Raw genomic sequence first — 22,352 nt, 5'->3', positions numbered from 1 at the left:
GAAAAAGCGACAGGTGGCGCACCAATCGAAACACTTATGCCAAATCAAACCTCAGGCTTGGTCAATCATACACAAAAACATAATATACATGCGTTACGATTGGCTAAAAATAAATACTTTTTCTATATTAATTTTACCTTAGAGCAAATAAACTTGCACATATTTTCAGTGCCTGACAGTGAACAGCAAGAAACGGCAGGCTGGCAGGCAGGACGCCAATGACACGCATGCGGTAAGATTCGCGCCTATCGTCAGCCCATCAAACAAGGACCACCCCATGAAACTCGCCACCTGGAACGTCAACTCGCTGAAAGTGCGCCTGCCACAAGTGCTGCAGTGGCTGGCCGACAACCCGGTCGACATATTGTGCCTGCAAGAGACCAAACTGACGGATGACAAATTCCCCGTCGCCGAGATCGAAGCGGCCGGCTACCAGGTCGTCTTCAGCGGCCAGAAAACCTATAACGGCGTGGCCATCCTGTCGAAGCTGCCGATCACCGACGTCGTCAAGAACAACCCGCTCTATGAAGATGCGCAGCAGCGCATCCTGGCCGCCACCATCGCCGGCGTGCGCGTGGTGTGCGCCTATGTGCCCAATGGCCAGAGCGTCGACTCCGACAAATATGAATACAAGCTGGGCTGGCTGGCCTCCCTGCACGACTGGCTGGCCGAAGAAGCACGTTTGCATCCGCAACTGGCGGTGGTGGGCGACTACAACATCGCACCCGACGACCGCGACGTGCACGATCCGGTCGCCTGGGCTGGCCAGGTGCTGGTATCAAGCAAGGAACGCGCCGCCCTGCAGCGCCTGCTCGACATCGGCCTGAGCGACGCCTTCCGCCTGTTCGAGCAAGCGGAAAAATCGTTCAGCTGGTGGGATTACCGCCAGCTGGGCTTCCGCCTGAACAAGGGCCTGCGCATCGACCATATTTTACTGTCGCCGGCCCTGGTAGCGCGCTGCAGCGCCTGCAGCATCGACCGGGTGCCACGCAAGTGGGAACAGCCTTCCGACCACGCACCGGTCGTGGCCACCATCGATTAAGAAGAACTGCGCTCCAGCAGTGCCTGCGCATTGACCGCAGGTACCGGAGCCGAGAACAGATAGCCCTGCGCATAGCGGCAACCGCTGGCCTGCAGCAGGGCAAACTGTTCTTCCGTTTCCACGCCCTCGGCCACGGCCGACAATTGCAGGCTGTCGGCCAGCGCGATGATGGCCGAGACGATGGCGCGGTCTTCCGCGCTCTGCCCCAGGTCCTTGATGAAGGCGCGGTCGATCTTGACCTTCTTGACGGGGAAGCGCTTCAGATACGCCAGGCTGGAATAGCCGGTGCCAAAATCGTCGATCGACAAGCGCAAGCCCATCGCATTAATCTGCCGCAAAATGTCTAGCGTGTGTTCGCCATGCTGCATCAGCGCCGTCTCCGTAATCTCAAACTCCAGCAAGGCCGGATCGATGCCGCTCTCGCGCAAGATGGCGGCAATCGACGCCACCAGGCCCTTGTGCATGAACTGGCGTGGCGACAGATTCACCGCCAGCGGCACTGGCAGCAAGCCCTGCGCCTGCCAGGCCATGCTTTGCTCGCAGGCGCGCCGCATCACCCATTCGCCGACAGGTACGATCAGGCCGTTTTCTTCCATGATGGGAATGAAGCGGTCCGGCAGCACCAGGCCGTGACCGGGGCGGCGCCAGCGCAGCAGCACTTCCATGCCGTGCAGGCTGCGCGTGGCGATATCGATGACGGGCTGGTAAACCAGCTCGAACTGGTCCTGCGCCAGCGCCGTGCGCAAGCTGCTTTCCAGGTCAAAATGCAGGGCCGCCGCCTGGTTCATGGCGTGCGTGAAGAACTGGTAGTTGTTGCGGCCATTGCCCTTGGCGTGATACATGGCCGCGTCGGCATGGCGCATCAAGGCGTCGACATCGCCACCGTCGTCCGGATACACGCAGATGCCGATCGACGGCGTAATGTGCAGCACATGGCCATCGATGGGGAACGCCGGCATCAACGATTCGATGATTTTCTCGGCCACGCGCGCTGCCTCGTCGGCGCCCCGTATGCCCGGCACCAGCACCACGAATTCATCGCCGCCCAGGCGCGCCACCGTATCGCTGGCGCGCACCGCGCGGCACAGCCGGCTGGCCACTTCCTTGAGCAGGCTGTCGCCCGTCATATGGCCCAGCGAATCGTTGATGGTCTTGAAGCGGTCCAGGTCGATGAACATCACGGCCAGCTTGCGCGCCGAGCGCTGCGACGCCAAAATGGCACGCTCCAGGCGGTCCGTCAGCAAGGCGCGGTTCGGCAAACCCGTCAGGCTATCGTGGTACGCCATGTGGTGCACGCGCGCCTCGGCCTGGCGCCGCTCGATGATTTCATCCTGCAGCTGGGTGTTGGCGCCGGCCAGTTCGGCCGTGCGCTCGAACACGCGCAGCTCCAGTTCATCGCGCGCGCGGCGCACCGCGTCGGCCGCCTCGCGGCGCGCCGTCACGTCGTCGACCATCCATACCGAACGCCCATGCACCTGCGCCAGGTCAAAGGGCCGGCCCGACAGACGCGCCCAGAAACGGCTGCCATCCTTACGCACCAGCTGGTATTCGGCCATGTGCACGCGGCCCGCCTCGAAATCGCGCGCCGTCTCGCCGCGCGCCGCCTTCCACGAGGCCAGGTCCGGATACAGGGCCTGCACGGAAAGGCGATTGACCTCGCCCGGTCCGTAGCCGAACAGCTCTTCCATCTTGCTGTTGCAGCGCAGGTTGTAGCCGCCTTCGACTACCGCGATGCCCAGCACGGCGCTGTCGAGGATGGCCTGGTTTTCCAGCAGCGCATTGCGTAGCGATTCTTCGGCGCGCTTCGCTTCCGTGCGGTCTTCGATGATCCAGATGGTGCCGGCGCCGGGGTCGTCCGGGTTGACCACGTAGGCGATCAGTTGCGCCCACAAGGTCGTGCCGTCGCTGCGCTGCATGTCCACTTCGGTCTGGAACGGTTTGCCCACCGACAGGAAGGGAAACGCGGCTGCGCCCAGCATGTCGTAGGAATGCTGGGATACATACAGTGCGCGGCCGGACAAGCCCAGCGCCTCGTCGCCACGGTAGCGGAACATCTCGGCAAAGCCCGTGTTGTAGCGCGTGATCAGGCGCTGCTTGGTAAACAGGATGCTGACCGAGGCGTTGGTCATGATGGCCGCCACTTCCATCTGCGTCTGGCGGCTGACGCTGACATCTTCAAGTATCCAGATGGCGCCCTCCTGGTTTTGCTCCTGGTCGACGGCATTGGCGCGGATGCGGCACCAGAACAGGCTGCCGTCGCGGCGCCGGAACTGCGCCTCCTCCTGTTCATACGGCAGTCCCTGGCCCAGTCGCGGTGCTGCCTGCAGGCCGAACTGCGCATAGGCGTCCGGTGAAGGAAACAGCTCGGCCGCCGCGCGGCCCGTGAGCTCTTGCTGCGTGTAGCCAAACATCTCGGCAAAACGGGGATTGCAGCGCAGGATCAGGCGCGAGCGCGAAAACAGTATGCCGACCGAGGCATTGTCCAGGATCGCCTGCTGCTCCAGCATGGCGTGGCGCAGCTGGTCCTCGTCGCGGCGGTGATCGCTGATGTCTTCGATGATCCACACCGTGCCATCCTCAGGATGCAGGGGATCGACGGCGCGGCCATGCAAGCGGCTCCAGAACAAGGTGCCATCCTGGCGCCGCAATTCCAGCTCGGTGCAAAAGGATTTGCCTTTGGCCAGCAGCGGCGTGGCCGCCAGCCCCAGCTCCTGATAGTGCTGAGCCGAGCGGTACAAGGCCACGCCCGGCAGGCGCGTCAGCTGGTGGCGCGCATAGCCGAGCATTTCGGCCGCGCGGATATTGCATTCCTCGATGATGCCGGCCTTGCTAAAGAGGATGCCGACGGCCGCGCTTTCCAGGATGGCCTGCTGCTCCAGCAAGGTCTTGCGCAGCGCCTGCTGGTCCATCTGGCGCACGCTGATATCGGCCAACACCAGGGTCGCGCCCATGCTGGCATCGGCGAGCAGCAAAGGCTTGCTCCAGATTTGCACCGCGATGCCGCCTTGCAGATTGCTTTCCCAGTGCCGCTCACGCCCTGCCGGGCCCAATGCACCGCGCAGCATGCTGCTGCTCGAGACCCGGTAAGTGTCGCTGAAGCAGTCGGCCAGCAGCTGCCCCGTGACATCCATGCCCAACAGGCTGTGTAATGCACTATTCGCCGCCAGCACCACACCACCGGCATCGCAGGCGCAGGCGGGCAAGGCAATCAGCTGCAAGGCATAGTCTATGGTATGGAAAGAAGTCGGCACGCGGTTCATGGTCAGCAAGTCAGTTGAGGCACCTGGGTATCACGATGCTGACAGATCATAGCCCAGTTTCTGTGCATTTCTCCAACTTCCATCGCTAGAAGAGGTGCTCTATGTCCAGTAGCAAATCGTTTAGAATAAAGCCATGCGCCGCTCCCCTCTTCCACCGCCAGACCACCGCGACAAGCCCGTCATCTGGACCGTGTCCGTTTCACGCCTGTTCGACCTGTTCCGCGACATCACGCTGGAATATGATGACCTGGCCGAAATCGAACCGATCAACCTGGGCTTCGACGACGCAGTACGCCACATACGGGAGCGCATGGCCACCGAGCGCTGCGACGCCGTGATCGCTGCCGGTTCGAACGGAGCCTACCTGAAAAGCCGGCTGTCGGTGCCCGTCATCATCGCCAAGGCCAGCGGCTACGACGTGATGCAGGCACTGGCGCGCGCACGGCGCATCACGCCGCACATCGGGGTGGTGACCTACCAGGACCCGATGCCGGAACTGAGTGAATTTGCCGCCACCTTCGGTTTTGCACTGGCCCAGCGCACCTACGCCACCGAAGAAGATGCGCGCGCGCAGATCAATGAACTAAAGGCGGCCGGCGTAAAAGCCATCGTCGGCGCCGGCCTGGTGACGGACCTGGCCGAAGAGGCTGGCCTGGGCGCCGTCTTCGTGTACTCAGCCGCATCCATACGGCGCGCTTTTGACGATGCGCTGGAACTGGCCCGCCTGACCCAGCTCGAATCGAACCGCGGGCGCCGCACCAGCGTGGCCGATACCCTGCGCGCCAAACATGGCTTGCACGACCTGCGCGGCGAGTCCGAAGTGATGGAAGCACTGCGCCAGTCGGTGGTGCTGTTCGGACGCTCGCCAGCGACAGTGCTGATCCAGGGCGAAACGGGTAGCGGCAAGGAACTGGTGGCGCAAGCGATCCACCGCGAAAGCCCGCGCAGCCTGGGCGCAAACCGGCCTTTCCTGGCGATCAATTGCGGCGCCATCGCCGAGTCCTTGCTGGAATCGGAACTGTTCGGCCACGAAGACGGCGCCTTCACGGGCGCGCGGCGCGGTGGCCATGCCGGCCTGTTCGAAGCAGCCAACCACGGCACCCTCTTCCTCGATGAAATCGGTGAAATGCCGCTGGCCCTGCAAACGCGCTTGCTGCGCGTGCTGGAAGAACGCGAAGTGGTGCGCGTGGGCGGCACGCGCCCGATCGCCATCAATGTGCGCATCATCAGCGCCACCCATTGCGACCTGGAGCAGCGCATCCGCGAAGGCCGCTTCCGCGCCGACCTGTTCTACCGGCTGGCCGTGCTGCGCCTGCACCTGCCCGCCTTGCGCGAACGGAGCGGCGATATCATCGGCCTGCTTGAATGGTCGCTGAAAAACGCACTGGCCGCGCTGGGCGCCCGCCCGCATCCCAACCTGCACGCGGAAATTATCGCCTGCGCCCCGCTGCTGCGCCGCTACAACTGGCCCGGCAATGTGCGCGAATTGCGCAACCTGGCCGAGCGCCTGGCGCTATTCCTGGCCGCCGAACCGCTGCAGGCGCTGACGCCGGGCTTCATGCTGGCGGTGGCGCCCGAACTGGCCAGCATCACGCCACAAGCACCGGTCGCCACCGTCCCAGTGCCGCCGGTGCTGCAGGAAAGCGCGGCCGAAGTACTGGCACGCTTCGGTGGGCGCCACGACGCCGCCGCCCAATACATGGGCGTAAGCCGCACCACCTTCTGGCGCCGGCTGCGCGCTGGCTGAGGCCGATGGACGACGGGATCATCCTGCACGGCTTGTGGCAACGCTGCAGACAGGGGGGCACAGCGGCCAACAGCCGGCAGGAAATCCAGGCGCTGTATGCGCGCGGCATTTCACTGGAAGAGACCTTGCAATTCCTGTTTCAGGAACGGCCCACCGAAGATGGATTCACGCGGTGGATAGCGGCGCGCACGCGTCCCCTGCCGCCCGAAGCGCTGCTGCCGCACGAAGACGTGCTGACCGACGCCGAGCTGCAATTCTGGGGTGAACACGGCTATCTGGTGCTGCGCAACGCCGTGCCGCAAACGCAATGCCTGGCTGCCCAGGCGGCCATCTGGGACTTTCTGGACGCCAGCCCGGGCGACCCCGCATCGTGGTACCAGCCCCACCCGGCAAAGCGGGGGCTGATGCTGCAGTTTTCAGATCACCGCGCACTGGCAGCAAACCGGCACAATGTACGCATCCGCCGCGCCTATCAGCAGCTGTATGGCAATCAGGCCATTTACCCGACGATAGACAAGGTCAGTTTCAATCCACCCGAAACGGCCAACTACCGCTTCATGGGCAGCCCGCTGCACTGGGACTGCAGCCTGCAGCAGCCGATCCCCTTCAAGCTGCAAGGCATGCTGTATCTGTCCGACTGCCCCGCCGGGCATGGCGCTTTCCACTGTGTGCCGGGATTCCAGCACCGCAGCGGCGACTGGCTGGCCAGCGTGCCGCCCGCTCAGGCGCCACGCGAGCGGGCCATCGCGCATCTGCATCCTGAACCCGTCGAAGGCCAGGCCGGCGACTTCATCATCTGGCACCAGGCGCTGCCCCATTGCGCCAGCGCCAACCACGGCGCCTTTCCACGCATGGTGCAGTACCTGACCTATCTTCCTGAAGATGGGGAAGAGCAGGACATATGGATCTGATACGGCTACCGCTCATCCTCGCCGGCCGCCACTCATCCCGCTACGCTGGCGCGCAGGCACGCGAAGCAATAGCATCGTGGTCAAGGAGGTAACACAACATGAAACGAACAATACCAACATTGACCTTGCTCGCTGGCGTATTGCTGTCCGTCTCTACCCAGGCTGCAACGCCAGCAGCCTTCACGGTGGACGTCACCGGCCAGGGCCAGCCCATCATCCTGATTCCCGGCCTGGCCTCGTCTGGCGAAGTATGGCAATCCACGGTGGCCCGTCTGTGCGGCCCGCAAACCCGGCGCCAATGCCATGTGCTGACACTGGCTGGGTTTGCCGGCGCAGCGCCCATCGCCGGTGATTTACTGGCGCAAACCGAGCAGCAACTGAGCGACTACATCGTGGCGCAAAAGCTGGGCCAGCCGACCATCATCGGCCATAGCCTGGGCGGTTTCCTGGCCTTGAAACTGGCGATCGACCATCCGCAGCAAACCGGCAAACTGGTGATTGTCGACTCGCTGCCGGCGCTAGGCGCTACTCAATCGAGCAACATCAGCAAGGAGCAGCTGCAGCAATCGGCAAAACAGATGCAGGACTTCATGCGCAATCAGGATGGCGCCAGCTTTGCCACCGGCCAGCGCCATACCGTCAGCACCATGGTCACTGCCCCAGCCGACGTGGAACGCATCATCGCCTGGGGCCAGCGCTCCGATAAGGACACCGTGATCAACGCCATGGGCACCCTGATCGCCAGCGACCTGCGCCAGGATGTGGCGCGCATTTCCTCGCCCACCCTGGTGCTGGGTACCTGGATCGCCTACAAGGATTACGCACCGCGCGCTGCCATCGAACAAACCTTCCGCAGCCAGTATGCACAAATGCCAGGCGTAAAAATAGAGATGGCGGACACGGCGCGCCACTTCATCATGTACGACCAGCCTGACTGGATGTTCGGGCGCATCGAACAGTTCCTGAACTAGACCATGACAGCTGCCGCCGACCGCCCGCCCCTGCTGGCACGCATCAACTGGTACTGGACGTTCCAGCTGGCCGGCTGGGGTGCGCTAACGCTGTTTAACAGCGTGTACGGCGGCGCTTCTCAGCTACGCATCGTCGTTTCCATCGCCTGCTGGGCCTCGCTGGGCGGATTGCTGCTGTCGCACCTGTGGCACGGTATTTTGCGCCGGCGCGGGTGGGCGAAGCATGGCCTGCGCTGGAAACGCATCCTGCCCTCGCTGGCGCTGCTGGCAGCCATACAGACCATGAACGTCACGGCGGCCTTTTACACCATGTACCCGGCCGATGTCCTGCATGGCGTCGCCTGGCTACCCGGCGCACTGCTGTTCTGGTTCGCCGTGTTCTTTGTCTGGACCGTTTTTTATTTCACCGTACTATCGCTGCGCCGCGCCGGCAGGCTCGAAGCGGAAACGCTGCAACTGCAGTTGCAGGCGCGGGAGGCAGAACTGCGCGCGCTGCAGCCAGATTTGCTGCTGCTTGACGTGCAGATGCCAGGCGCTTCCGGCTTCGACTTGCTGGCCGCACTCGACGATGTGCCGGACGTCATCTTTTGCACGGCTTTCGACCAGTATGCGCTGCAGGCGTTTGAAGTGAGCGCCCTCGATTATTTGCAAAAACCCGTACAAGCGACACGCCTGGCGGCGGCGCTGGCACGGGCCGGGACACGCGTACAAGCGATGGCCGCGCCCGCGCCGCGCAAGGTCTTCATCAAGGATGGCGAGCGCTGCTGGTTTGTTCCGCTCGATGCCATCCGCTTGCTGGAATCGGAAGGCAATTACACGCGCGTGTTTTTCGACGCGCAGCGGCCCTTGATGCTGCGCTCCCTGAGCCAGCTGGAAGAGCGCCTGGATCCTCAACACTTCTTCCGCGCCAACCGCCGCCAGATCGTCAACCTGGCCCATATCGCCAGGGTGGCAGCAAACGCATCGGAAGGCCTGGACCTGCATCTGGCAGATGGCGCTCTGGTCGAAGTATCGCGCCGGCGCGTCCAGCAATTCAAGGGCATCGCCAGCCTGTAGGTACAAAAAAAACGCCCGGAAAATATTCCGGGCGTCTGGATCAAGCATGCACCGGCTTTAGTTCAAGGCCGGGATCACTTGCGGCTGGAAGCGCGGCAGCGGCTGGTCCTTGAGCTTTTTCGCCAGCAGGTCCAGCGCCACGTCCAGCTGGCGGTCGCCGCCATTGAAGGTGTCGTGCGGCGGATTTTCCACCACCACGTCAGGCACCACGCCCACGCCTTCGATCAGCCATTGGCCATCGATGCCGAACTGGCCATTTTCAGCCACGCGCGCCATGCCGTTGTCGCTCAAACGCGTATTATCGCTGAGCCACACGCCAGCGCCCGCAGTGCGCTGGCCGACCAGCGGCGCCAGGCCCAGGGCCTTGATGCCGGCGGCGAACGTCTCGCCATCGGAATAGGTCAGCTCATCGACCAGCACCACCAGATGGCCGCGGAAGCTGTTCTGCATGTTCGGCGATGGCTGCACGCCGGGCGGCGCCCAGTAAGCCCAGGCCTTGCGCAGCAGTTTTTCTATCACCCAGCTATCGATATTGCCGCCGTTATTGCGGCGCACATCGATGATCAGGCCATCGCGGTTGATATTGGCGTAAAAATCGCGCGCAAACGAAGCGATGTCGCTATCGACCATAGCCCGCAGGTGCAGATAACCGATACGCCCTTGCGAGGCTTTGGCCACCTGTTCGGCGCGGCTCAGTTCCCAGTCGCCATAACGCAGCGCCGTCTGTTTGGCCATGTTCACCGGTGTGACGATCAGGGCGCGCGGCGCGGCATTGCCCCGTTTTACCTGCAGCAGTACCTGCTTGTCGGCCTGATTCAGCAGCAAATCGCTGATATCGCGCGCAGCCAATACATCCTTGCCATTGACGGCCGTGATCACGTCGCCTTCCTTGACATCCACTTCGGGACGCGCCAGCGGTGCGCGCCCGGAGGGCAGTTCCGGCTCGCTGCGATAGATATGCTCGACCTTGTAGCCGGCAGCCGTTTTCACCAATACCGCGCCCAGGCCGGCCGGCGTGCCTTCCTGTTCCGTGCGGCGCAATTCGCCGGGACGGATCTGCGAATGCAGGGCGCCCACTTCGGCCACCATCATGCCCAGCACGTCATTGAGTTCGGCGCGGTCCGTCACGCGGTCCACCAGCGGCGCATACCGGGCGCGCGCAGCGTTCCAGTCCACGCCGCGCATCTTGGCGTCGAACAGGAAGTCGCGGTGCAAGCGCCAGGCGTCGTTGAACATCTGTTTCCATTCCAGGCGCGGATTGGAAATAAAGGTCCAGTCATCGATCTTGACCTTGGCTTTCGACAGGTCGGACGGCAGCTTGGCGCCCGCTTCGATCACCAGCATGTCGCCGGGACCATTCGGCGCCGCCGTGCGGTAGTACAGATGCTTCTTGTCGCGCGCCAGATCAAAATCGCGCACGCCGGCCACCAGCAGTTCCGGCTTGGAACCGGCGTTACCAATCGCCAGGGTCTTCAGGCTGGCCTTGTTCTCGCCCATGTCGCGGTCGAGGAAATACAGCCGCTTGTCATCGACGTCCAGGCCGCTGTAGTTCCCCGCTGCCAGCGGCACTTCGTACAAGCGCTCGGCCAGGCCCGCATACACGATGTCAGGCAAGGCCTTGGGATCTTTCTTCGCCGCCGTCTTGCCGCCGGCTTTTTCCAGCGCCTTTTCGGCAGCCTGCTCAGCGGCCTTTTCATCGTCCGTTTCGGCCGGCTTGACGCCAGGGCGGCTCAGCTCATCGTCGGGCTGGAAGGGGAAACGGTTGCCCGGCTGCAACGCCAGCGCATACACACCCGTACGCTTGTCAAATACCGGGCCCATATTGCGGTCACCCCATGGCGAACCATTGGACAATTTAAAATTGCGGTCAGACAGGAAATACAGCCAGCGGCCGTCCGTCGAAAACACGGGCGAACCAGACATATAACGGTCGCTGGTGACGAAGTGCAATTGTTTGGAAGCCAGGTTGTACAGGCCGATCTGCTCGCGCTGCTGGTCGCTGGCCGGACGTACCAGGGCCAGGTTGCGGCTGTCGGGCGACCATAACACTTCATCGTGCTTGTCCACGCCCGCCTTGCCCGCGTCATCGATCAGCAGATTGGCCTTGGTAGCCAAGTCCAGCAGCCAGAAGCGGCCTTTCTTGTCGGTGTGCGCCAGCCAGCGGCCGTCCGGCGATGGGTACAGCTTCCAGCGGTGGTTGTCGCCCTGCGTGGTCAGGCGCTCACCCGGCCCCGAACCATCGGCGGCATATTTCCAGATTTCGTTTTCACCGGTCGTGTCGACAATCGCAAACACGGATTTTTCATCGCTGGAAAACACCGCGTCGCGCGCCCGCGCACCTTCCGGAATGGCGATATCGACCCGGCGCAAGCTGCCCGTGCCGGCGATGCTGACGCGGCCGCGTGCCGTGACGATGATGCGCTCATCCTTGCCAGAGATTTGCACGCTGGAGAGGGTATCGAGCGGCGAGCGGATCTGGCGCGCGCGCTGCTGGTCGAAGTCCGACACCAGGCTGATCGGCAGCGGCTGCGATGGACCGGCGGCAGGCGCGGCCAGATCGAGCACATGCAGGTCGGCGCCCAGCTGGTAGACGATCTTGCCGTCGCCCAGGGAGGCGTTGCGCACATCCCACTCCTTGTAGCTGGTCAGCACGCGGCGGTCGGAGCCATCGGGCAGCATGCTCCACAGATTGTCGCTGCCGCCCGCATCGCTGATGTAGTACACGCGGCCCTGCCACCACATGGGGCGCTTGTTATTGCCTGCGCGCACGGCCGCATCGGCGATCAGCGGCACGGCCTCGGCCTTGCCGTCGAGCTCATAGCGCCACAGCTGCGCATGCGCGCCGCCACGATAGTTGCGTACATTGTCATTGGTTGCCGCTAGGCCGAAACGCGTGAAGTACAAGGTCTTGCCGGCGTCGTCGAGCACGGCGTCATTCGCGTCGGCCACGGGAAATACGCGCCGCGTCTGTTTCACGGGATCGATGGCGGCCACCACGCGCCGCGAGGCGGGGCCGTCCGTGTTTTGCGTACTGACCAGTACTTCGCCCTGCGCCGTCCAGCCCAGCACCACCACGCCGCCATTATCAAAAGAAATACGGCGCGGCAAACCGCCGGCGACCGGCATCACATACGCTTCCTGCGCGCCTTCATAGGAAGCGGAAAACGCTACCCACAAGCCGTCGCGCGAAATGGCCGCGTTGGTTTCATAGCCGGGATGCGTAGTCAGGCGCTCGGCCTGGCCGCCGCGCACGCTGGTTTTCCACAGGTCGCCTTCAGCCGTGAACACCACGGTGTCGCCACGGATGGCGGGAAAACGGAAATAGGCGTTGGAGGTAGCTGCCGCAGCAGCGGTGCTGGCGGCAGGCGCGGAAACAGCGGCCGCCAGCGCTTGCGTGGCGGCAGTGCCCAGCAATCCGGCAGACAATAACAGTAAGGCAAGCGTACGGGAAATTTTCATGGGAGCGATCGTCAATCTTTTTATGAAGTAGCGGTCATGGAAACAAAACGACGTGGGACAGGGCCGACATCGGAGCATGATTCTTGCATAGCTTGCGCAATTGCAATACTAATTTTCGGCGAGGTGCATAAATGCAACACAGTTGCGAAATTGGCGATGCACGAAAAAAAACCCGCGCCACTTGCGTGGGCGGGTTTTTATGGCAACGATTTCTATCTTGCGCTTATTCTACTTCCACCGTTTCCGGTGCAGCGGTCGGCGCCGCGTCAGGCGGTTCCGGGAATTCCAGCATGACTTGATCCTTGTCGTTCAGGTCGACCGTGACCTTGCCGCCAGACACCAGACGGCCGAACAACAGTTCGTCGGCCAGCGCCTTGCGTATCATGTCCTGGATCAAGCGTGCCATCGGACGCGCGCCCATGAGCGGGTCGAAACCTTTCTTGCCGAGGAAGGCGCGCAGCTTTTCCGTGAAGATGGCTTCGACCTTTTTCTCGTGCAACTGTTCTTCCAGCTGCATCAGGAACTTGTCGACCACGCGCAGGATGATTTCCTGGTCCAGCGCGCGGAAGCTGATGGTCGCATCGATACGGTTGCGGAACTCCGGCGTGAACATGCGCTTGATATCGGCCATCTCGTCGCCAGCCTGCTTCGAATTGGTGAAACCGATCGACGTCTTCTGCAAGCTTTCCGCGCCCGCATTGGTGGTCATGATGATGATGACGTTGCGGAAATCGGCTTTGCGGCCGTTGTTGTCCGTCAAGGTACCGTGGTCCATCACTTGCAGCAGGATATTGAAAATGTCCGGATGGGCTTTTTCAATTTCATCGAGCAGCAGTACCGCATGCGGTTTCTTGGTGATCGCTTCGGTCAGCAGGCCGCCCTGGTCGAAACCGACATAGCCCGGTGGCGCGCCGATCAGCCGGCTGACGGCATGGCGTTCCATGTATTCCGACATGTCGAAACGGATCAGCTCGATACCGAGGATGAAAGCCAGCTGTTTCGCCACCTCGGTCTTGCCGACGCCGGTAGGACCGGAGAACAGGAAAGAGCCGATCGGCTTGTCCGTCTTGCCCAGGCCGGCACGCGCCATCTTGATGGCCGAGGCCAGCGCTTCAATGGCCGGGTCTTGCCCGAACACCACGTTGCGCAAATCGCGGTCGATGGTTTGCAGCTTGCTGCGGTCGTCCTGGTTGACCGTTTGCGGCGGAATACGGGCGATCTTGGCGATGATGTCCTCGATCTCCGTCTTGCCGATGGTTTTCTTTTGCTTCGATTTCGGCAAAATGCGCTGTGCCGCGCCCGCTTCATCGATCACATCGATCGCCTTGTCGGGCAAGTGACGGTCATTGATGAAGCGCGCTGCCAGTTCCGCCGCCGTCGACAGGGCCGAGGCCGTGTACTTCACGCCATGGTGCTCTTCGAAGCGCGATTTCAGGCCGCGCAGGATTTGCACAGTCTGCTCGACGGTCGGCTCGTTGACGTCGACTTTCTGGAAGCGGCGCGACAGTGCATGGTCTTTTTCGAACACGCCACGGAATTCCGTGTAGGTGGTCGCACCGATGCATTTCAGCTGGCCATTGGCCAGTGCCGGTTTCAGCAGGTTAGACGCGTCCAGCGTGCCGCCCGAAGCCGAACCCGCACCGATGATGGTGTGGATTTCGTCGATGAACAGGATGCCATTCGGATTGTCTTTCAGCTGTTTCAGCACGGCCTTCAGGCGCTGCTCGAAATCACCGCGGTATTTGGTACCGGCCAGCAAGGCGCCCATGTCCAGCGAATACACGACGGCATTCTGCAGGATTTCCGGCACATCGCTTTGCGTGATGCGGTAGGCCAGGCCTTCAGCAATCGCCGTCTTGCCCACGCCCGCCTCGCCCACCAGCAGCGGATTGTTCTTGCGGCGACGGCACAGGATCTGGATCACGCGGTCGACTTCGTCTTCACGGCCGATCAGCGGATCGATCTTGCCTTCGGCAGCGGCCTTGTTCAGGTTTTGCGTGAACTGGTCGAGCGGGCTTTCTTTCGGCTGGCCATCGACAGGCGCTTCTTCCACGCCGTCCGACGCTTTCGCGCTTTCGGTCGACTGGTCCTTGCGCACGCCGTGCGAGATGAAATTGACCACGTCCAGGCGCGTCACGCCCTGCTGGTGCAGGTAGTAGACAGCGTGCGAATCTTTTTCGCCGAAGATGGCCACCAGCACATTGGCGCCAGTGACTTCCTTCTTGCCATTAGAAGCGGACTGGACATGCATGATGGCGCGCTGAATCACGCGCTGGAAACCAAGCGTCGGCTGGGTGTCGACTTCGCCCGTGCCAGGCACGGTCGGCGTGTTATCGCCGATGAAATTGGTGAGGGTCTTGCGCAGGTCATCAATATTGACCGCGCAGGCACGCAATACCTCAGCAGCGGAGGGATTATCCAGCAGTGCCAGCAGTAAATGCTCAACCGTAATGAATTCGTGCCGTGCCTGCCGAGCTTCGACAAACGCCATGTGCAAACTTACTTCTAATTCCTGCGCAATCATACTTCCTCCATCACGCACTGCAGGGGATGCCCCGCCTTGCGCGCATGCGTTAAAACGAACTCCACTTTGGTACACGCTATATCTTTAGAGAACACGCCGCACACTCCTTTGCCGTAGCGATGAACACTGAGCATGATTTGCGTCGCCGTTTCACGGTCCTTGTTGAAATACTCCTGAATGATGGCCACCACGAATTCCATCGGGGTGTAATCGTCATTGAGCAAGGCCACCTGGTAGAGCGGCGGCGGCTTGAGGACTTGCCGCTCCAGCAGGGTTTCTGTGTCGTGCTTGGTTGCCATACGCTTATTCTAATGCTTTCACAGTGGTTGTCATGCGCAATATCTGCGCGTTTCCAATTGTTTTCAATCTTACGCGTTTTCTCAATACTGCGCAGATGGCGATCTTGCCGTCAAAATCAAGAGTTGCTTTTTTACCGCATGTGGAAATTTTGGCAATATCAATGGAAAAGCGCTTGACTTCATTATTTATTCCGCCAACAATGCTGTATCGACTGTTGCAGTAATGTACAGCTTGATAAGAAGTGAGACGTCGAGGAGGGGGCAGGAAGCTTCTTGCTTTTATGGCTCGTGTGATTTGTTTTAATTTTGAAAGTTCTTTTTATGGCAACAGGTACAGTTAAGTGGTTCAATGATTCCAAAGGTTTTGGCTTCATCACTCCAGATGACGGCGGCGAAGATTTGTTTGCCCACTTCTCCGCAATCAACATGAACGGTTTCAAGACCCTCAAAGAAGGTCAAAAAGTTCAATTCGAAGTCACGCAAGGCCCTAAAGGCAAGCAAGCTTCCAACATCCAGGCAGGTTAAGCAATTCCAGCCCTCAGATGTGTAAAAAACCCCGTTTCAGTGAATCGGGGTTTTTTTTCGCCTGCAGGGCATACGCCCTGCCCTCATCCTCACATCTGGGAAATCATCGTCTCGCCAAAGCCCGAGCATGACACTTGCGTCGCGCCTTCCATCTGACGGGCAAAGTCATAGGTGACGCGCTTGATGGCGATCGATTTTTGCATCGCCGAAATCACCAGGCCGGCCGCTTCCACCCAGCCCAGGTGGCGCAACATCATTTCCGCCGACAAGATCAACGAACCGGGATTCACATAATCCTTGCCTGCATACTTGGGCGAAGTGCCGTGGGTAGCTTCGAACATGGCCACCGAATCGGACATATTGGCGCCAGGCGCGATGCCGATGCCGCCCACTTGCGCGGCCAGCGCGTCCGACATGTAGTCGCCATTCAGGTTCAGGGTGGCGATCACGCTGTATTCGGCCGGGCGCAGCAGGATCTGCTGCAAAAAGGCGTCGGCAATCGAATCCTTGATCAGGATATCGCGGCCCGTTTTCGGATTCTTGAACTTGCACCATGGACCGCCGTCGATCAATTGCGCGCCAAATTCCTTTTGCGCCAGCGCATAGGCCCAATCGCGGAAGCCGCCTTCCGTGTACTTCATGATGTTACCCTTGTGAACGATCGTCACCGAAGGCTTGTCATTGTCGATCGCGTACTGGATCGCCTTGCGCACCAGGCGCTCGGTGCCCTCGATCGACACAGGCTTGATGCCGATGCCCGAGGTTTCCGGGAAACGGATACTCGTCACGCCCATTTCCCTGATCAGGAAGTCGATCAGTTTTTTGGCGCCGGCGGAGCCTTGCTGGTATTCGATGCCGGCATAGATGTCTTCCGAGTTTTCACGGAAGATGACCATGTCCGTTTTTTCCGGCTCTTTCAAAGGCGATGGCACGCCCTTGAAATAACGCACGGGGCGCAGGCAGACATACAGATCCAGTTTCTGGCGCAGCGACACGTTGAGCGAACGGATGCCGCCGCCGACCGGCGTCGTCAAAGGCCCCTTGATGGACACGACATATTCTTTCAGCGCGGCCAGGGTTTCTTCCGGCAGCCACACATCGGGACCATACACCTGGGTCGATTTTTCACCGGCGAAAATTTCCATCCAGTGGATCCTGCGCTGGCCGTCATAGGCCTTGGCGACAGCCGCGTCGATCACCTTGATCATGACGGGGGTGACATCGATGCCCGTACCATCGCCCTGAATATAAGGAATAATGGGATTGTCGGGTACATTGAGCGAAAAATCGGCGTTGACGGTGATTTTTTGTCCGTCAACAGGTACAGTGATATGTTGATACATCGTAATCTCCGGAGTGGGACGCACTCTGCAATGGCAGAGTTGTAAAACCATTAGCGTACATGACAGCAATAACGCACTTTAGCAGGGATAGCTCACCGAGGTCATGTACAGCGCAATTCCAGTTCAACTCAGCACAGAATTTCATCAGCACCGAACCACCTACCTCACCATGCCACTCATCTTATTTAACAAACCGTTCCAGGTCCTGTGCCAGTTTTCCCCACAAGAAGGCCGCGCCACCCTGGCCGACCACCTGGCCATACCCGGCATTTATCCAGCCGGTCGCCTCGATGCCGACAGCGAAGGCTTGCTGCTGCTGACCGACGACGGCCGGCTGCAGCACGACATCAGCCACCCCGACCGCAAGGAAGCAAAAACCTATCTGGTGCAAGTCGATGGCGTACCCGATGCGGCCAGCCTGGCGCGCCTGCAAGCGCCGCTGGACCTGGGCGACTTCATCACCAAGCCTTGCCACGCGGTACGCATCGCCGAACCGGAATGGCTGTGGCCGCGCAATCCTCCCATCCGCACGCGCGCCGACCACCCTACCTCCTGGCTGGCGATCACCCTCAAGGAAGGCAAGAACCGCCAGGTGCGGCGCATGACGGCCGCCGTCGGCCTGCCCACCCTGCGCCTGGTGCGCAGCGCCATCGGCCCGTTTTCCCTGGCCAGCCACCCGCTGATGCCGGGCGAATGGTGCGAAGTACCGGCCCAGGCCATCGGAAAATAAACGCCATCACCGCAAGGGAAAAGCGGCGCATGGCGGTCAAGATGGCAGGCAGCATGGTTAGCGATAAATTAGTAAAAAATTATTTACCAACAAGCACTATTTATTTCTAGATAATACGTTAAAATCATCGTCACCCCCATGACCACAAAGGAATGACGATGTCGAAAGTTACACTCAGCCTGGTATTTTCCCTGCTTGCCAGTACTGCCTTCGCGCAATCGGGCGCACGCGTAGCAGCCTCCGCAGGCACCGATGCGGTACGCCCTCAACCAGCCGCCTCCGCCACTGTTGCTGCTTCGGCTGGCACGGATGCTGCACGTCCAGCTGCCGCCTCCGTCGATGCTTCGGCTGGCACGGATGCACCGCGCGCCAAGCGCCCTGCCGCTGCAACCGTCGACGCTTCGGCCGGCACCGATGCCGCACGCTCGAAACGTCCAGCCGCCGCAACCGTCGACGCTTCAGCCGGTACCGACGCTGCACGTCCAAAACGCCCTGCCGCAGCTTCGTTTGATGCCTCGGCCGGCACCGATGCCAAGCGTCCAGCCGCCGCCTCCGTTGATGCTTCGGCTGGCACGGATGCACCGCGCGCCAAGCGCGCTGCCGCTGCAACCGTCGACGCTTCAGCCGGCACCGATGCCGCACGCTCGAAACGTCCAGCCGCCGCAACCGTTGACGCTTCAGCCGGTACCGACGCTGCACGTCCAAAACGCCCTGCCGCAGCTTCGTTTGATGCCTCGGCCGGCACCGATGCCAAGCGTCCAGCCGCCGCCTCCGTTGATGCTTCGGCCGGTACGGATGCACCAAAACGCCTGATTCCGCAGGCGCGCAAAAGCAAGCAGCAGACTGACGCCGCCAATCCGGCAAATTAAGGCTGGCTAGCACAGGGGCGGCACAGCTGCCGCCCCACTACGCCAGCGCCGAAGCCCGCTCTATGCGCGCCTGCGCGTTGCAGCAATAGTGCAACAAGTTCAAACTTCACGGCTTGCCTGGCAACACCCGCAACAGCATGCGCTTGACGTACGGCGCGCCAGCATGGCTTAATCGCCGCTTCTCTTGCCACAACGCATCAGCGCATCCCTTCCCCATGAAAAATCCCTACCTTCGTTTCAGTCTGGCGATAGCACTGGCCGCCTGCGCCAGCGGCGCCATGGCGCAGCAATTGAAAACCACGCAGTTGACGGCCGGCATGCACCTGCTCCAGGCAGAAGTGGCTGCCACCGACGATCAGCGCGAACTGGGGCTGATGTACCGCGAAAAAATGCCGGCCAATGCCGGCATGCTGTTTGTCTTCGGTGCGCCAGCCACGCAGTGCATGTGGATGAAAAATACGCCGCTGCCGCTGTCGGTCGCCTTCATCGACGCAGCCGGCAAGATCGTCAATATCGAAGACATGCAGCCACACACGCTCGACAGCCATTGCTCGACCAAGGGCGTGCCGGTGCGCTACGCGCTGGAAATGAACCTGGGCTGGTTCAAGCAAAAGAATATCAAGCCAGGCATAACCATAGGCAATCTGCCCGCACCGCACTAAACCGTCCCATCAAAAAGCAGCACAGCAACGCGAAAAAACCCGCCAGAATGAATCTGCGGGTTTTTGCTTTTTTACCAGTGCCAGCGTACTGACACAGGCAAGGCCGCCTTGGCGGCTTGCCTGCCGGCTAATATTAAGCGGACAGTGCTTTCAAAGCAGCTGCCAGACGGCTCTTATGGCGAGCTGCCTTGTTTTTGTGGATGATCTTCTTGTCAGCGATACGGTCGATGGTCGACACGGATGCTTGGAAGATTGCAGCAGCAGCTGCCTTGTCACCGCCCTGGATCGCTTTGCGAGCAGCTTTGATAGCCGTGCGCAAGGTCGAACGTTGGGACGAATTGTGTGCGTTTTGCTTAACTGCTTGACGAGCGCGTTTGCGCGCTTGTGCGGTATTTGCCATGGAATTTCCTAAAACAGGGTCAAAGTGCGTTTGCAAACATTAGTGTTTGCCAACCGGTGCGTTCTGTGCGTCTGCCGAACCATGTGTGCCAAACCAGTGCCTGTCAAACATTAGTGTCTGCGTAACAGAATTCTGTACAGCCTTCGATTATAGCGATAATTTGCAGCAGAGGCAATTCAAAAAACCGACTATCGTCGCCAAAACAGCCAAAAACGGGGCTGGCAAGGGCAAATCATCAGCGATTGTTACAGTATTTTAACCGTAGGCACAGGCTGCGCCCAGCTATAATCTGCCCCCATGAACTTGCTTAAAACCCTAGCCGCCATCTCCAGCATGACCATGCTGTCCCGTGTAACCGGTTTATTGCGCGAAAGCCTGTTCGCGCGCGCTTTCGGCGCCGGCGCCTACACGGACGCCTTCATTGTTGCCTTCCGGATTCCCAATCTGCTGCGGCGCTTGTTTGCCGAGGGGGCATTTTCGCAAGCCTTCGTGCCCATCCTGTCTGAATACAAGAGCCAATATGGCCAGGACGCCAGCAAACAACTGGCCGACCACGTGGCCACCACGCTGGTCTGGGCCACCATGATCGTCTCGCTGATTGGCATCCTGGCCGCGCCCTGGTTTGTGTATGCGATTGCCACCGGCCTCAATAAAGACCCCGGCGCCTTCGACGCCGCCGTCTGGATGACGCGGCTGATGTTCCCGTATATCGCCTGCATGTCCTTCGTGGCGCTGGCCGGCGGCATCCTCAATACCTGGCGCGAATTCAAGATTCCCGCGTTCACCCCGGTGCTGCTGAATGTGGCTTTTATTGCCGCCTCGCTATTCCTGGCGCCCTTTTTGAAACAGCCGGTCTACGCCATGGCGATTGCCGTGTTTGTCGGCGGCCTGCTGCAAGTGGCCGTGCAGATTCCCGCGCTGGTGCGCATCGGCATGCTGCCGCGTTTGTCGCTCAACCCTGCCATCGGCCTGTCCGACGGCGGCGTGCGCCGCGTGCTGAAAAAAATGGGACCGGCCGTATTTGCCGTCTCGGCCGCACAGATCAGCCTGATGATCAATACCAGCATCGCCTCGCGCCTGGCCGAAGGCAGTATTTCCTGGTTATCGTATGCCGACCGTTTGATGGAGTTTCCTAGCGCCATGCTGGGCGTGGCCCTGGGCACCATCTTGCTGCCCAGCTTGTCGAAGGCGAATGCCGACGGCAACAAGACTGAATACTCGGCCCTGCTGGACTGGGGCTTGCGCCTGACCTTCCTGCTGGCCTTGCCGGCGGCCGTCGGCATGGCCACCCTGGCCACGCCCCTGATCGCCACCCTCTTTCATTACGGCAAATTCACGGCTGAATCGGTCACCATGTCGACCGAACCGCTGATCGCCTACAGCCTGGGCCTGATCGGCATCATTCTGGTGAAAACCCTGGCGCCCGCTTTTTATGCGCGCCAGGATATCCGCACACCGGTAAAAATCGCCATCGGCGTGCTGATCGCCACGCAGCTGATGAACATGCTGTTCGTGCCCCACCTGGCCGTCGCCGGCCTGGCGCTGTCGATCGGCCTGGGCGCTTGCCTGAATGCCGGCTTCCTGTACTGGGGCTTGCGCAGGCGCGGCATCTACCAGCCTGAAGCGGGCTGGGGCATCTTCTTCCTGCGCTTGCTGCCAGCCTTGTGCATCATGGGCGGCGTGGCAAGCTACGGCGCATCGCGCATCGACTGGATTGCCATGCAGCACCACCCGCTGCTGCGCATAGGCGCCCTGGCGCTGCTGGTCGTTCTCTGCGGCGCGGCTTATTTTGGCACTTTATTATTGGCAGGCTTCCGCTTTAACGATTTCAAGCGCAACGCTTAAGCCCTTCCCCAAAACAGAAAAACCCGCACCAGGCGGGTTTTTCAACTTCTGGGCAGCAGTTTTTCAGGTTGCCTTTGCAGCTTTCCGGCGGCGCGCCACGAAACCCAGCAGGCCCAAGCCACCGAGCAACATGCCATAGGTAGCAGGCTCCGGTACAGCGCTGACTGTATAAGTGCCGGAATAACCGGCACCGGAGAATGCGGTGCCGGCCAGGTCCAGCACGAATGGACCCGTGCCGGAAAACTCGACGCCGAAAAATTGCAGTTTGCCGAAGGCAAAGGATTCCCCTTGCACGCCATTCAAGTTCGACAGCAGCTTGTCAAAGCTCAGGTTTTGACCGCTGACGGTCAGGCCGATGTCATATCTGCCAGCGCCCAGATTACCCAGGGTGATCAAGTCATGGCCACCAGACAAGATGCCATCACCCACTACCGCGTTGAAACTATGGGTATCGCCATCAGCGATCACATTGATCGTCTGATCGCCCGCATAAGCACTGAACGAAGCCACAGCCAGCACGCCTGCAGCGATAAATTTCAATTGCATAGTTTATCCCTTTAAAAGTATGGCTGCCCCGTGCATGCCACCGATAGTACTGTTACTGAAAGTACTGATGAGATGGTAGCATAAAATCACGAAATTACTTATTATTATTCTATCTTAGTTTCACTAATGATAATTATTTTGATATGGAAATAGTTGCAAGTAT

General features: G+C 60.6%; 18 protein-coding genes. 11 read left to right on the top strand and 7 right to left on the bottom strand.

The annotated features are described in order from the left end of the window. Positions 1-36: 36 nt before the first annotated feature. Together HDE72_RS21395 and xth are read left to right on the top strand one after the other, a co-directional pair. Positions 37-222, top strand: coding sequence for a hypothetical protein (locus HDE72_RS21395; protein ID WP_183745283.1), 186 nt, complete (start codon positions 37-39; stop codon positions 220-222). Between the two features lie 55 nt (positions 223-277). Further along, a complete protein-coding gene (gene xth / locus HDE72_RS21390; protein ID WP_183745280.1) occupies positions 278-1,042 on the top strand; it encodes an exodeoxyribonuclease III in 765 nt (254 codons plus the stop codon). On the opposite strand, the gene HDE72_RS21385 is transcribed toward xth, so the two are convergent. Beyond that, positions 1,039-4,302, bottom strand: coding sequence for a bifunctional diguanylate cyclase/phosphodiesterase (locus HDE72_RS21385; RefSeq protein ID WP_183745394.1), 3,264 nt, complete (start codon positions 4,300-4,302; stop codon positions 1,039-1,041). The genes xth and HDE72_RS21385 overlap by 4 nt on opposite strands. 133 nt (positions 4,303-4,435) lie before the next feature. Between HDE72_RS21385 and prpR the strand changes: the two genes are divergently transcribed. From prpR to HDE72_RS21365, 4 genes are all read left to right on the top strand, one after another. After that, positions 4,436-6,049: a propionate catabolism operon regulatory protein PrpR gene (prpR, locus tag HDE72_RS21380; protein ID WP_183745277.1), complete on the top strand. Its 1,614-nt coding sequence runs from the start codon at positions 4,436-4,438 to the stop codon at positions 6,047-6,049. 5 nt (positions 6,050-6,054) lie between these two features. Further along, the gene (locus tag HDE72_RS21375; protein ID WP_183745274.1) at positions 6,055-6,960 is read left to right on the top strand and encodes a phytanoyl-CoA dioxygenase family protein; all 906 of its coding nucleotides are present in this window, start codon (positions 6,055-6,057) and stop codon (positions 6,958-6,960) included. A gap of 98 nt (positions 6,961-7,058) precedes the next feature. Beyond that, entirely contained in the window at positions 7,059-7,931 is an 873-nt protein-coding gene (locus tag HDE72_RS21370; RefSeq protein WP_183745271.1) for an alpha/beta fold hydrolase, read from the top strand. Between the two features lie 3 nt (positions 7,932-7,934). Then, positions 7,935-8,987 carry a LytR/AlgR family response regulator transcription factor gene (locus HDE72_RS21365; protein ID WP_260176847.1) on the top strand — a complete coding sequence of 351 codons (1,053 nt, stop codon included), beginning with the start codon at positions 7,935-7,937 and terminating at the stop codon, positions 8,985-8,987. Between the two features lie 57 nt (positions 8,988-9,044). Here the strand turns inward: HDE72_RS21365 and HDE72_RS21360 are convergent, their stop codons facing one another. From HDE72_RS21360 to clpS, 3 genes are all read right to left on the bottom strand, one after another. After that, positions 9,045-12,446, bottom strand: a complete 3,402-nt coding sequence (locus HDE72_RS21360; RefSeq protein WP_183745268.1) for a S41 family peptidase — start codon at positions 12,444-12,446, stop codon at positions 9,045-9,047. Positions 12,447-12,669: 223 nt separating this feature from the next. Then, a complete protein-coding gene (gene clpA, locus HDE72_RS21355) occupies positions 12,670-14,970 on the bottom strand; it encodes an ATP-dependent Clp protease ATP-binding subunit ClpA (protein WP_183745265.1) in 2,301 nt (766 codons plus the stop codon). Further along, a complete protein-coding gene (clpS, locus tag HDE72_RS21350; protein WP_034751577.1) occupies positions 14,967-15,269 on the bottom strand; it encodes an ATP-dependent Clp protease adapter ClpS in 303 nt (100 codons plus the stop codon). The genes clpA and clpS overlap by 4 nt, the downstream gene beginning before the upstream one ends. 321 nt (positions 15,270-15,590) lie before the next feature. On the opposite strand from clpS, the gene cspE reads away from it, so the two are divergent. Beyond that, complete coding sequence (gene cspE / locus HDE72_RS21345; protein ID WP_038495037.1) at positions 15,591-15,794, top strand: transcription antiterminator/RNA stability regulator CspE; 204 nt, start codon at positions 15,591-15,593, stop codon at positions 15,792-15,794. Between the two features lie 89 nt (positions 15,795-15,883). Here the strand turns inward: cspE and icd are convergent, their stop codons facing one another. Further along, positions 15,884-17,137, bottom strand: coding sequence for an NADP-dependent isocitrate dehydrogenase (icd, locus tag HDE72_RS21340; protein WP_183745263.1), 1,254 nt, complete (start codon positions 17,135-17,137; stop codon positions 15,884-15,886). Positions 17,138-17,306: 169 nt separating this feature from the next. Between icd and HDE72_RS21335 the strand changes: the two genes are divergently transcribed. From HDE72_RS21335 to HDE72_RS21325, 3 genes are all read left to right on the top strand, one after another. Next, a complete protein-coding gene (locus tag HDE72_RS21335) occupies positions 17,307-17,867 on the top strand; it encodes a pseudouridine synthase (protein WP_183745260.1) in 561 nt (186 codons plus the stop codon). 158 nt (positions 17,868-18,025) lie between these two features. Next, complete coding sequence (locus tag HDE72_RS21330) at positions 18,026-18,736, top strand: hypothetical protein (RefSeq protein WP_183745257.1); 711 nt, start codon at positions 18,026-18,028, stop codon at positions 18,734-18,736. 215 nt (positions 18,737-18,951) lie between these two features. Beyond that, positions 18,952-19,398: a DUF192 domain-containing protein gene (locus tag HDE72_RS21325; protein ID WP_183745253.1), complete on the top strand. Its 447-nt coding sequence runs from the start codon at positions 18,952-18,954 to the stop codon at positions 19,396-19,398. A 133-nt stretch (positions 19,399-19,531) separates the two neighbouring features. Here the strand turns inward: HDE72_RS21325 and rpsT are convergent, their stop codons facing one another. Further along, entirely contained in the window at positions 19,532-19,798 is a 267-nt protein-coding gene (gene rpsT, locus HDE72_RS21320) for a 30S ribosomal protein S20 (protein WP_010395935.1), read from the bottom strand. A gap of 297 nt (positions 19,799-20,095) precedes the next feature. On the opposite strand from rpsT, the gene murJ reads away from it, so the two are divergent. Beyond that, entirely contained in the window at positions 20,096-21,643 is a 1,548-nt protein-coding gene (murJ, locus tag HDE72_RS21315; protein WP_183745250.1) for a murein biosynthesis integral membrane protein MurJ, read from the top strand. 63 nt (positions 21,644-21,706) lie between these two features. Here murJ and HDE72_RS21310 read toward each other — a convergent pair whose 3' ends face one another. Then, on the bottom strand, positions 21,707-22,189 hold the full coding sequence (locus HDE72_RS21310) for an FxDxF family PEP-CTERM protein (protein WP_183745247.1): 483 nt from the start codon (positions 22,187-22,189) through the stop codon (positions 21,707-21,709). Between the last annotated feature and the right edge of the window lie 163 nt (positions 22,190-22,352).

The sequence above is a fragment of the Janthinobacterium saanense genome (genome assembly GCF_014200675.1).
Lineage (GTDB): Bacteria > Pseudomonadota > Gammaproteobacteria > Burkholderiales > Burkholderiaceae_D > Janthinobacterium.
The sequence above is the reverse complement of the archived record's forward strand: the minus strand, read 5'-3'. Positions and strand labels throughout refer to the sequence as shown.